This window comes from Acetomicrobium mobile, assembly GCF_937920065.1.
In genome coordinates this window covers 25,451-37,936 of the sequence record NZ_CALETC010000334.1, presented here as the reverse complement: position 1 = coordinate 37,936, position 12,486 = coordinate 25,451, and the positions used below count along the sequence as shown (strand labels likewise).

Sequence of the window (12,486 nt, the reverse complement as noted above, 5' to 3'; positions counted from 1 at the left end):
TGGGAGTGGAGGAGATGGAAAAAGATCCAACGGGACGTCCTTATGCATACGCTAACCCTTCATTCAAGACGCTTCCAGTCATTGGTCCAGGGGGACCTGCAAGCATAAATCAAGGTCCGGATCCGGAGGCAACTTTAAGTTGCAATCCCGATTTAATATTTATAACCTATATGCATAAAAACAACGCCGATAGGCTCCAAACCAAGCTTGGCATCCCAGTAGTCGTGTTATCCTACGGAGACAAGATGGTATCCGAAGAAGCTGTATATCGCTCCTTGAGCCTGATAGGGCGTATCATGGACAATTCCAGGAGAGCAGATGATCTCGTTAAGTTTTTTGAGGATATGAAAAAAGATCTGTCGAGTCGCGCAAAGGGCTTCGCCCAGGAGACCCCTTCGGTTTATGTCGGCGGAATCGGACACAGGGGCGCCCATGGAATCGAAAGTACCTTTAGAAGATATCTCCCTTTCGAGTTTTTAGGGATAAAAAGTGTTGCGAGAAATTTAAAGGGTGAATATGTACTAATTGACAAAGAAATGCTTTTAGTATGGGATCCAGACATAATTTTTGTCGATGGAGGTGGAAGACATCAAGTCGAAGAGGACATTCGAAAAAACTCAAAATTTTATAAAAATTTGTCAGCTTTCAAACATGGCAGAGTTTATTTGACGTTACCTTATAATTATTACACGACAAATTTAGGTACATGTTTTGCCAACGCCTACTTTATTGGCAAAGTTGTGATTCCGTCAAACTTTAATGATATAGATCAAGAAAAAAAGGCTGATGGTATATATTTATTTCTTTTGGGAAAAAGAGTATACTCGAACATGAAAAAAGATTACGGGGGCTATGACCCCTGGATTTGAAAAACTACCTTGGACAAATAAAGCAATCGTTTACCTAAGGCTATATCGAAACTAACCCTCCGTTTTGCAATCCGAAAAGGACAAGATTTCTCCGAGCCAATTGACCTAAGGATCCCCGAAGGGATCTATGGTCTTTGGCCGATGGGTATCCTCATCGAGGAAGGAGACAAGATCCGTCAGTGGGGAGAGGCAGTTGCCATAGTATGTGCCGACACGGAGGAACATGCAAGGGCCGCCGCAGATGCGGTGAAGGTAGAAATCGAAGAACTACCTCCACTTTTATACAGATAGCACAAAGAGGCGGAGTTGAGATCTCCGCCTCTTTGAATTAATTAAAATTCATCAAAGGCTTTAACGCCTCTGGGATAGGATCATCCGATTTGACAGGTTTTGGCCCAACTGTAGCTTGTCCCATTTTTTCAAATATTGCCAATCCTCCCTGGGGATCCAATACATACGAAAGAAATCTAACGGCAGCCTCCTCATGTGGGGCGCCTACAGGAATGGTTAAACTATATACAATGGGACTGCCTTTGGTTATAATCTTTTCTCCAGGTTCTTTACCTGCCAGCTCGACTTCCGCAGTTGCGTATAAATCAGCAAAGTCTGGGTTTTTCAGATTCACCTCGTCGGGCAGTTCTACAAAAGACAAACCATGCTGCACAGCTACCGAACGATACTCAAAGGCGTAATCTAATTCTCCGCTCTTTACCATGGCAACCAAATCGTCTGCCTTAGGCTGGACAAGTCTCGTCGGGTCATTGATTGCCTTCTGATAAAGATCATTGGCATCCTTATAATACTTTTCAGCAAGCTGTAAAACCATAAGGGAACGATATCCACAAGGATCGGCATTTTCATCGGAATGACCCCAGCAGACGTCGGACCTAAGAATTATCTTGTACCAATTTGACGCGTCGATTTCATCAGCATATTTAGATTTCGGTCCATACACCAGAACTATCTCGTTAGAAGAGAACATTATATTCCACTTTGCAAATTTGGGCCTTAATAACTGCTCAATGACCAGATAGTCTGCCGAGAAAAAGACGTCACAGGGGTTGTTGTCTATAATCTTTCTTGCTAAACCTGCGCTTCCTCCTGATTCTCTTTCAATGTCCACCTCGGGATTTGCCCTCTCGTAAGCCTCCTCTATGGCTTCCAGGGGAGCGCTCAAACTACCTGCGTGAAGGACAATAATTTCCTGTTCTTCGGCAAAAGCCGAATTTCCCATCAATACAATTCCTAAACACAGAGCCATTGTAATTGCAAGAAAACAAGCTTTCCCCTTCATTGCACTTTCCCTCCTTTCTTAATTTAAGAGGCACTATACATTAATATATTTCGTTAGTTATATCATGCAAGTATAAGACATGACGGTCAAGTTCATTTTTTCCTGCAAAAAAGGCTATCCTACGCATGATTGAGATACTCCCGCTAATTTATGATCTGGTTGTATGTCTTCTTCAGTGCCAAGTTTTGCCCTCAACATTAACAAATGTAACATAAAATGAACAATATTTTAATAGTTTTACAAACCTCATAAATTAGAATCGATAGTATTGGGCCATAAACAAAACGCCCAAAAAATTGGGAAGCTGTCAGATCGATTGACAAGGATTTTCCTGAACGCTTTTTCACGTCAGGGCAAGGGAATAGTTCTTCCTGCATTTAGGGCATACCTGACGATGTTTGCCTAATTCACAACGGTGAATGTCGAAACCTGATGGAAAAAATTTGGAGATAATTCTCGATTCCTGTTATTATCAATATTGTTATCATTATCAATGTTATTATCAATTGAGCATCTTCGGACAGGAGTTGTTTTTTATGAGGAAGAACGTTCACTGCGGGATATCAATCTCGGGTGGAGGACTTCGCTACGTTGAGCTAAAAAAAGAAGGCACATCCCTGAAATGTAACGCCCGCGCCAAAGTTTTTCTCCCCAAAGAAGTAATACAAATGGAAAGCGTCATCGATACAGAGGCCCTATATCTGGCTCTCAAAAAGTTAAAGAAAAAGATTGGAAGGTTTGGCAAGGTTAAAGCAGCTTTTGGAATTCCCATGAGGGATAGCCATGAAGGTTTTGTCGATTTTCCTAGGAACATGCCTTTTGACGAAGTGATAAAGTCACTTCAATGGCAATTAGATCAATATTTACCCCTTACGGCTGAAAAGGCTTATTATGATGCAGTAGAAATCGATTTCCCCTTTCCTCCTAAAGATTCAAACCAGAGAGAATCATTTAGAAAGTATTTAGTAATAGCATCGAGCAAATCCTTTATAGACAAAATTATGAAAGCCATCACAAGCGCTGGTTTTTTCCCTACTGCCTTAGAGCCCACATCGATAGCACTCTTCAGAAGCGCCCTCATATCTCCTAAAGACAGCGAAGGCCTAGCCGATGCATTTGATAGTAAAGAAGGATATTTGTCTTTTTTCCTGGGTGATACCATTTCCCTGATAGCCCTGGGTTACAAGGACGACGGTATATTTTACAGGCCTGTAATGTTAGGGCGCAAAACGAACTCAGAATACTTGGTTCAAAACATTGTCAAGGAAATCAAGTTTACCGTCGATTACCTCAACGGTTATTATCCCTATTTAGGAATAAATCGATTGTTTTTGATCGGCTTGACCAAACTCGCATCAGAGCTACGGGACGCTTTGAAATCTGCCGTGGCGTTTCCCGTAACTTTACTTGATCCCTGGAAAAACTTCCCACTCGATGAACGGCCAAGGGGAGGTGGTTGGGAGGCACCGCTGGGTCTGGCGTTAAGGGACATTATATGATTGCTATAGACGACAGATAGGAGTGTGTTTTCGCTTTATTTTTTTTGACAAGACAATTCGCCCTATTGACAATACCAGATTATACTTGTAAGATTCATACAACTTGATTTTATAACGTAACGGCGATGAAGCAAGAGGCCGGAGGAAGAAGGTACCAACAGAGATGGGCGTTTACCGAGCTGAGAGGCGCCCTTGGTGCACCGCAAGGCCCAAAGCTTGCGAGAGCTGGCGTGGAAAGGTAAAAAGGCCGGAGTACACGCTCGGGTTGCCTCCGTCAAAGGGCTAACGAGAGGGGCACATTTGTTTTGCGAACAAGGGTGTCCAAGATGGGTGGTACCGCGGGTATAAAAGCTCGTCCCAAATTTGGGACGAGCTTTTTATTATATTCACATACTTGGAGGGATAGATATGTTCAGAGGAACCGGCACAGCACTGATTACGCCTTTTAAGAAAGGAAGGGTTGATTTCGAAAGCCTGGAGAGATTGGTGGAGTTTCAAATCAGAAATGGCGTCGATTTCTTAGTGGTACTTGGAACTACAGGGGAGGCAACCACAATCAGCAGCACCGAAAAAAGGAAGATCATCCGATTTTTCGTCGAAAGAGTTGCCAGAAGGATCCCCATCGTGGTTGGCACGGGCTCAAACTGTACGCAAACAACGGTCGAACTGTCGCAAGTGGCGTTGTCGCTTGGAGCTGATGCGGTGTTAATTGTTACGCCTTACTACAATAAGCCGCCACAAGATGGATTATATGAACATTATCGAACAGTTGCTTCACGCCTGGGAAGCGGACAAATAATTATTTACAACGTTCCAGGAAGAACAGGCGTAAACATCCTGCCTGAAACTGTTATCAGGCTTGCAGAAATCCCAAACATAGTGGGCATTAAGGAAGCATCGGGCAACCAAGCACAGGTCGATGCGTTAATCAAGAATGTTAAAAGAACGAGGCAGGACTTTGCCGTGCTTTCAGGAAACGACGATCAAGCATTTCATCTGGTAAATGCCGGAGGAGACGGCGTAATTTCCGTACTTTCAAACGTAGCGCCTAAAGAAACTTCGGATATGATACGCTACACCCTGCAAGGAAAGACAGAGGAAGCGCGTCGCCTGCATCTCCAGCTTTTCCCTTTGATGAAAGGTCTATTTTGCGAAACTAACCCGATTCCCGTAAAATATGCAGCGAGCAAGCTCGGGTTGTGTCGAAATGAACTGCGGCTTCCCTTGATTCCAGCTTCACCTAAGGCAATGGCTGAGGTAGACAGGGCCATGGAAGAAGGAGGGATACTTTCATGCGTTACGGTTTAATAGGGGCTACGGGTCGGATGGGCCAAGAAATCAAGAAGGCTTTCGAGGGTCATGTTTTATGCTTAAAAGTGGATACCCAGGAAACTTGGAGCGATGAAACGAGACCTGAAGTGATCGTCGATTTCTCACACAGAAGCTCTTTGCCCGATACGATAGAGCTTTGCAAAAAACATGAATCGGCTCTGGTCATAGGTACAACAGGGCTAAACGATGAAGACTTCTTAATGTTAAAAGAACTTGCCAGGAAAGTCTCGGTCGTACAAAGTTATAACTTTTCCTTCGGAGTTAACGCCTTAAAGATCATACTGGCAAGTTACTCAAAGCTTTTTGAGGACTGGGACTTAGAGATCATTGAGGCACACCACAACAAGAAAAAAGACGCCCCGTCAGGAACGGCCATAATGCTTCAAAATGCCGTTGGAAGGCCTTGTCCCATGCATTCCTTGCGAATTGGAGGCGTGCCCGGAGACCATAGCGTTATCTTTGCAAACGAAGGAGAGATCCTTTCCTTCAATCATCGAGCCATATCAAGAAGCGTCTTCGCCTATGGTGCCTTGAAGGCCGCAGAATTTGCATTGACTGTCAATAATGGTTTTTATACCTTTGAGGAGGTCTTGCAATGCAAGCTCAAGAAATAATTAAACTCATAAGCGAATCAAAAAAGACGACTCCTTCCATTGCTTTCGTAGCTGGGGATCTTCGAGATCTTGATTGGGGCGACTTGCACTTCGTCGGCGGTTTGGACTTTGGGGTTTTAATTGGCGATTATAAGGAGATAAAAAGGGCAAGAGATAAAAACAAAGACCGCATTCGAGATTTTCATGTTGAGGTAAGGGCTCGAAACTCGGCTATTCCCTTAGCTGACCTTACTAAATACGATGCTCGCATAGAACCTGGGGCGATAATACGGGATATGGTCGAAATAGGCAGGGGCGTTGTGATAATGATGGGCGCCGTGATAAACATAGGAGCCGTCATAGGGCCTGGCACAATGATAGACATGAATGCAGTCATTGGAGGAAGGGCCATTATAGGATCCAACTGTCATATAGGAGCAGGCACAGTCATTGCGGGTGTTATAGAACCGCCAAGCGCCACCCCTGTAGTAATAGAAGATAACGTGTTAATCGGGGCAAATGCCGTCATTTTAGAAGGAGTCAAAGTCGGAAAGGGCGCTATAGTTGGCGCAGGTTCCATCGTGACGAAGGACGTGCCCGAAAAAACCGTCGTCGTTGGAGCACCGGCACGTATCGTTAAGAGAGTAGACGAAAACGTCGCTGATAAAAGCAAGATCGTTGAGGATTTGAGGAATCTATAAATAAAAACGTGGAGGGATCTTTCTTTGATCGTACAAAAATATGGTGGATCATCGGTCGCGACGGTCGAAAAAATAAAAAGGGTAGCAGAAAAGATAAAAAGGGTCATCCAAGAAGGAGAAAAGGTATGCGTTGTGGTCTCTGCCATGGGAAAGACCACGGACGGGCTCATATCTCTGGCAAAAAAGATAAGCGGCACCCCAGAACCGCGCGAACTCGATATGCTTCTGTCAACCGGCGAACAGGTGACGGCAGCATTACTTTCCATTGCGCTAAACGAATTGGGCATACCCTCTGTCTCTTTAAATGCCCTTCAATTGGAAATGATAACGACACCCGATTTCAACAACGCACGCATAATCGATATAAATACGGAAAAGCTGATGGAAGAATTTAAGACAAATGACGTCGTCGTTGTGACCGGATTTCAGGGCATCACTGACTTCAAAGATGTGACCACCCTTGGACGGGGCGGTTCTGACACGTCAGCTGTCGCTATAGCCGCGAAGTTAAATGCTAGGTGTGAAATTTATAGTGATGTGCCAGGGATATTTGCCTGTGATCCCAAGATAGTGCCATCAGCTAAAAAGCTATCCTACATAACGTACGATGAATTGATGGAGCTGGCATCCATGGGCGCAAAAGTTATCCATTTCAGGGCCGTTGAAATAGCTAAGAAATTTAATGTAGAGCTTTATTCTACGTCCGCACATTCCAATGAAAGGGGGACTTACGTGGTGAATACCTTACCAGATTGGCTGGAACAACCAGTTGTTACTGGTGTTGCGATGGACAAAAATCAAAGAAAGTTTGTCATTAGCCCTTTACCTGGGGGACAAAAGACCCAAGTTCATTTATTCATGACCCTAGCTTCTCAAAACATAAACTTAGACATGATCTCCATGATCAAGAATAACGGCAATGCCTGTTTATCCTTTACCGTTACAGAGGATGCAAGTGAAAGTGTGCGCAAAACTGTGAAACATATTTTATCCGAATATGGTGAACACGCGCTTGTCGAAGACGATGAGGTGGCCAAGATAACGGCCGTAGGCGTCGGAATAGACTCAACCCCAGGGGTGGCAGCGAGATTTTTTGCTGCCCTTGATAAAGAGGGAATAAAGTTGCTTGGCACGAGCACCTCCGAGATAAAAATATCAACATTAGTTCCAAGAAGTAATGCAGAAAAGGCCGCAAAGGCAGTAGCCGAAGAGTTTGACCTGGCTTGAAAGCCCAGGATAAATATCGCCTTTAAAAAATTCTCCCTAAATTTAGGTACTCATTGAGGTGGCAAAGTGTGCAGTATAATTTATGCAATATAAATACAGCATAAATGCAGCTTTTTGCTTGTGTTTAGATTGCAGTTCATAGTAGTATTTATAATAAACAATAATATTGAGGAGGAGAATGAAAGATGCGAAAGGGTAAAGTATGGATTTGTCTTTGCCTTGCTTTTCTGTTTGTCCTACCTCTGGGGATTGCCTACGCGCAGGAAAAACCCATTAAAATCGGCCTTCAAGCTCCTATTACCGGGCAATGGGCTTACGAGGGAGAAATGGCTAAAAACTCGGTCGAGGTTGCCCTTCAGATGATTCAAGAAGAAGGGGGTATACTGGGCGGTCGCAAAATAGAAATCGTAATAGCAGACGACGCCTCCAACCCTCGAGACAGCGCTTTGGCAGCACAAAGGCTTGTTTCCCAACGCGTGGCTGCGGTTATTGGAACTTACGGCTCCTCGGTCAACGAACCAGCAGCAGATATATACGAAGCTAATAAAATGATCGACATAGGCTATGGCAGCACAGCTGTAAAACTGACCATGGCCAAAGAACGCAAATATTTCTTCAGGACTTGCGGGCGCGACGATACGCAAGGACAATTTTTCAGCGAATACTCTGTTGAAGAGATGAAAGCCCGTCGTATAGCGATCATGCACGATAATACGACATTTGCATTAGGTGTGGCCGAAGAAGCCAAAAAAGCCCTTAAACAGTACCTCGATGCAGGAATAGCTGAACTGGTCTTTTACGATGCCATCACCCCGGGGGAAAAGGATTTTACGCCCATCCTTACAAAACTTCGGGAAACAAATCCTGACGTATGGTATTTCACCGGATATTTTCCAGAAGCAGGGCTGCTTGTACGCCAAGGTCGAGATCTGGGGATAAAATGTCCCTTCGTCGGGGGAAATGCTGCCATTAATGAAGATTTCATTAAAATAGCGGGTTTAGATTACGCTAAGGGATGTCTCATGACCCAAGAACCCATGCCCACCGACCTGGACACCCCGAAGGCAAAACGCTTCCTCGAACTTTATAGGCAAAAGCACAACACCATACCAACAAGTCCATGGCCCGTCTATGCTGCTGATGCCTTGTTTGCATTGGCTTTTGCCATCGATAAAGCTGGTTCTACCGAAACGGACGCCATGTTAAACGTCCTTCGAACAGGCATGGAAGGTTGCGATGGCATCACGGGAAGCATAGGCTTCACCGATCGGGGGGATAGAAGGGGAATAATCTACAAGATGTACGTAGTGACCGAAAAAGGAGAGATGGTAGTTTACAATCCATAACACCATAACACAGGGAAAGAAAGGAGCGACTTATGATAATCTTAGAACAACTTTTAAACGGACTAACAATAGGTTCTTTTTACGCGCTCATCGCGCTTGGATATTCCATGGTTTATGGTGTCATGAAGTTGATTAACTTCGCCCACGGCGATTTGTTTGCTTTGGGAAGCTATTTAGGATATTCCCTTCTGATATGGGGAGCAGGGGCCGCGAGCCAAAGATTTGGTCTATGGGGAGGCATGATCGCGGCCCTCCTTTTTTCCTTCTTCGCGGTGGGGTGCGCGGGAGTTTTGATGGAAAGAGTGGCTTACCGTCCCGTTCAAAAATCGGGCAGACTACCTTTGGTGGTATCCGCTTTAGGTGTCTCCATATTTTTACAGAACTCGATAATGGCGATATGGGGACCAAGATATCAAGCATACCCCGCTTCGGTAGTCCCCACGCACGCTATACATTTGGGATGGCTTCACGTAACAATAATGCAACTGTTCATATTGATTTTATCTTTTATGCTGATGCTAACTTTATATTACATCGTCCAAAAGACGACGTTTGGTGCAGCGATAAGGGCTACGGCTCTGGATAGAGAAATGGCAACAATCCTGGGCGTCGACGTAAGAAAGATCACGTTATTCATCTTTTTTCTGGGTCCAGCATTAGGCGGCGTGGCAGGGGTAATGAATGGGATGTACTATCGTCAGATATCCTTTGTCATGGGATGGAATTATGGGCTTAAAGCCTTTACTGCAACTATACTTGGAGGCATAGGTAACATTCCAGCAGCGATGCTGGGAGGACTGCTACTCGGCATAGTCGAGATGTTTGGAGCGGCCTATATATCGAGTGCGTGGAAGGATGTCTTTACATTTTTAATTCTCATCATCATATTAATTTTCCGTCCAACAGGACTAATAGGCGAAAAGGTCGCCGAAAAGGTGTAACCCATGGGTAAGGGTCGAGGAACATCTAAATTTTCGCTATTGGCCATCATTCTCCTTTTTTGCCTCTATCCTCTTTTTTCTAACTTTTACTGGACAGACGTGGCTTTTTTCTTCGGAGTATACGCGCTACTTGGCTTGAGCCTAAACATCGTATTAGGGGAGACGGGATTATTTGATTTAGGACATGCTGCCTTTTACGCCATCGGCGCTTATATCACAGCCATCTTAAATACGTTGTATGGCATCCCAATAATATGGCTAATTCCACTCAGTGCTATAGGTGCAGGCCTTTTTGCGTATATAGTCACTTCTCCTATCATACATCTCCGTGGAGATTATCTGTGCGTTGTAACCATTGGCATAGGAGAGATCGTAAGATTAGCACTGATAAATAACCCCTTCGGATTAACAGGTGGGCCAAATGGCATAACCGGCGTAGGGAGACCTTCTCTTGGGCCTTTTTTAATAGACTCTCCCACTCGTTTTTACTTTTATGTATGGGGTATTTTGGTCATAGTTATAATATGTCTAATTCGACTGCAACGTTCTCGGATCGGCAGAGCGTGGAATTATCTTCGCGAAGACGATATTGCCGCCGAGACGAGCGGCATTGATGTAAGGCACTTCAAACTTTTAGCATTCGTAATGGGAGCTGCATTAGCCGGAGTAGCAGGCAACATTTATGCGAGCAAATTAATGATCGTTTCACCGGATACCTTTACTTTCATGGAATCTTCCATGCTTTTTTGCATCGTAATGTTAGGTGGTTTGGGCTCCATACCCGGTTCTATCCTTGGGGCTGGCATTATAACTGTGTTCCCGGAAATCTTTCGAATCGTTGCAAACTACAGGATGCTTTTTTTCGGAGGTGCCTTGGTATTGACGATGATATTTCGTCCAGGGGGAATTTGGCCGCGAAAAAGAGAAGCTTTGAGACTGCAAGTTAGTGATATCGATGATGTCAAGGGAAAAGTAAGGGGCAAATTAAAGGCAATTGACAAAAGCCAAAACATGAAAAAAACCACGAGCAAAAATAATTCTAATGAACCAAATACAATTGGAAACCACATTTTAACAACCGATAAACTGACAATGACCTTTGGGGGGCTCGTCGCTGTTAATGAGTTCGATTTGGCCGTTAGCCAAGGAAAGATAACGAGTATAATAGGGCCCAACGGCGCAGGAAAGACCACGGTATTTAACGTCGTAACCGGGATATATAAGCCGGTATCTGGTCGAGTTTATTTCGAGGGCAACGACATCACGGGCTTGAAACCGCACAAGATCGCAGAGTTGGGCTTAGCGCGCACTTTTCAAAATATCAGGCTTTTTCCCAATCTAACTTGCATTGAAAACGTCATGGCCGGGCTTCATCATAGAATGAACTCTTACGTACTGTCTTCGATCGTAAGAACCGAATCTCAACGAGCGGAAGAAAAGTGGGCATTAGAGATTGCCATGCATTGGCTCGAAAAAACCGGATTAGGCGACGTGCATGACGAACTCGCCAAAAACTTGCCCTACGGAAAGCAAAAACTCCTGGAACTGGCAAGGGCATTGTCATCCTCCCCGAGGTTATTAATTCTGGACGAACCTTCTTCCGGTTTAAACGATAAAGAAACGGAGGAACTTATGGTATTTTTGGAGAGCCTCTTAGAAGAACAAAACCTTACCATTTTGCTAATCGAACATGACATGAACGTGGTCATGGGCATTTCCCATTGGGTCGTGGTGATGGATATGGGAATGAAAATAGCAGAAGGAACACCAAAAGAAATCTACAACCATCCAAAGGTCATCGAAGCCTACTTGGGCAGGGAGGAATAGGGCATGTCCGAGTTGTTAGTCCTGGAAAATGTCGTTGTTACCTATGGGGCTGTTCAGGCTTTAAAGGATGTATCGCTAAAGCTTTATGAAGGCCAAATAGTAGCTGTCTTAGGAGCAAACGGAGCGGGCAAATCGACCATGCTTAAATCTATCTCAAAGATAGTGCCTTTGCAAAGCGGAAAAATATATTATAAGGGCAAAGACCTGAGTCTCGTACCTGCACACGAGCTTGCCTCTTTAGGGATTTCACACGTACCTGAGGGAAGAAGGGTATTTTCCACCCTTACGGTGGAAGAAAATTTAAACCTCGGGGCTTATGGCGGAAGAGAACGGCTGTCTCAGAAAGAAGTCGAAGCGGAGAAACAATGGATCTTCGAGCTCTTCCCGGTGCTTTTGGAGAGAAAAAACCAGCTTGCCGGCACACTTTCCGGGGGGGAACAACAGATGCTTGCCCTCGGAAGAGGACTGATTTCCAAACCTACCCTTCTTTTGTTGGATGAACCTTCCCTTGGATTGGCACCGATATTGGTAAAAGAAATATTTAACGCCATAAGAAAGATTCACGAAGAACGCGGCGTCTCGATTTTGTTGGTGGAACAAAATGCTAAAAAAGCCTTAGCTGAAGCACATTACGCCTACATCCTCGAGACCGGCAAAATTAGCATCGAAGGACCATCAAGTCAACTAGCTAATGACGATAGGGTAAAAGCTGCCTATCTAGGCGGAAGCGCCTTGGAGAAGAAGTTTGAGAATAAATAGGGAGCTGCAGAAAGATGAGAACAAGATTTTTGAGTAATCTTATTAGTTGTATAATTTTGTTGCTTTTGCTCGATCTAGCGTTTGCTTTTAGTTCCAAC

At 44.4% G+C, this 12,486-nt stretch carries 12 protein-coding genes; 11 read left to right on the top strand and 1 reads right to left on the bottom strand.

Annotated features, from left to right (window positions below):
- Together Q7P41_RS12590 and Q7P41_RS12585 are read left to right on the top strand one after the other, a co-directional pair.
- The coding region (locus Q7P41_RS12590) for an ABC transporter substrate-binding protein (protein ID WP_303884729.1) at nucleotides 1–869 on the top strand (869 nt) is incomplete at its 5' end.
- A 141-nt stretch (nucleotides 870–1,010) separates the two neighbouring features.
- On the top strand, nucleotides 1,011–1,160 hold the full coding sequence (locus Q7P41_RS12585; RefSeq protein ID WP_303884726.1) for a hypothetical protein: 150 nt from the start codon (nucleotides 1,011–1,013) through the stop codon (nucleotides 1,158–1,160).
- 37 nt (nucleotides 1,161–1,197) lie between these two features.
- Here the strand turns inward: Q7P41_RS12585 and Q7P41_RS12580 are convergent, their stop codons facing one another.
- A complete protein-coding gene (locus Q7P41_RS12580; protein ID WP_303884725.1) occupies nucleotides 1,198–2,163 on the bottom strand; it encodes an extracellular solute-binding protein in 966 nt (321 codons plus the stop codon).
- 536 nt (nucleotides 2,164–2,699) lie between these two features.
- On the opposite strand from Q7P41_RS12580, the gene pilM reads away from it, so the two are divergent.
- The 9 genes from pilM to Q7P41_RS12530 all read left to right on the top strand — a co-directional run bounded on the left by pilM (nucleotide 2,700) and on the right by Q7P41_RS12530 (nucleotide 12,388).
- On the top strand, nucleotides 2,700–3,662 hold the full coding sequence (gene pilM, locus Q7P41_RS12575) for a type IV pilus biogenesis protein PilM (protein WP_303884723.1): 963 nt from the start codon (nucleotides 2,700–2,702) through the stop codon (nucleotides 3,660–3,662).
- Between the two features lie 408 nt (nucleotides 3,663–4,070).
- The gene (gene dapA / locus Q7P41_RS12570) at nucleotides 4,071–4,970 is read left to right on the top strand and encodes a 4-hydroxy-tetrahydrodipicolinate synthase (RefSeq protein ID WP_303884721.1); all 900 of its coding nucleotides are present in this window, start codon (nucleotides 4,071–4,073) and stop codon (nucleotides 4,968–4,970) included.
- Nucleotides 4,955–5,608 (top strand): 4-hydroxy-tetrahydrodipicolinate reductase, encoded by a 654-nt coding sequence (locus tag Q7P41_RS12565; protein ID WP_303884719.1) that lies wholly within the window; start codon nucleotides 4,955–4,957, stop codon nucleotides 5,606–5,608. The genes dapA and Q7P41_RS12565 overlap by 16 nt, the downstream gene beginning before the upstream one ends.
- Nucleotides 5,590–6,288, top strand: coding sequence for a 2,3,4,5-tetrahydropyridine-2,6-dicarboxylate N-acetyltransferase (dapD, locus tag Q7P41_RS12560; protein WP_303884718.1), 699 nt, complete (start codon nucleotides 5,590–5,592; stop codon nucleotides 6,286–6,288). Before Q7P41_RS12565 ends, dapD begins: the two co-directional genes overlap by 19 nt.
- 24 nt (nucleotides 6,289–6,312) lie before the next feature.
- Complete coding sequence (locus Q7P41_RS12555) at nucleotides 6,313–7,515, top strand: aspartate kinase (protein ID WP_303884716.1); 1,203 nt, start codon at nucleotides 6,313–6,315, stop codon at nucleotides 7,513–7,515.
- A 185-nt stretch (nucleotides 7,516–7,700) separates the two neighbouring features.
- Nucleotides 7,701–8,861: a branched-chain amino acid ABC transporter substrate-binding protein gene (locus Q7P41_RS12550; RefSeq protein WP_303884715.1), complete on the top strand. Its 1,161-nt coding sequence runs from the start codon at nucleotides 7,701–7,703 to the stop codon at nucleotides 8,859–8,861.
- 32 nt (nucleotides 8,862–8,893) lie between these two features.
- Nucleotides 8,894–9,802: a branched-chain amino acid ABC transporter permease gene (locus tag Q7P41_RS12545; protein WP_303884713.1), complete on the top strand. Its 909-nt coding sequence runs from the start codon at nucleotides 8,894–8,896 to the stop codon at nucleotides 9,800–9,802.
- A gap of 3 nt (nucleotides 9,803–9,805) precedes the next feature.
- A complete protein-coding gene (locus Q7P41_RS12725; RefSeq protein WP_310849585.1) occupies nucleotides 9,806–11,629 on the top strand; it encodes a branched-chain amino acid ABC transporter ATP-binding protein/permease in 1,824 nt (607 codons plus the stop codon).
- Between the two features lie 3 nt (nucleotides 11,630–11,632).
- A complete protein-coding gene (locus tag Q7P41_RS12530; protein WP_303884712.1) occupies nucleotides 11,633–12,388 on the top strand; it encodes an ABC transporter ATP-binding protein in 756 nt (251 codons plus the stop codon).
- The last annotated feature ends 98 nt before the right edge of the window (nucleotides 12,389–12,486 follow it).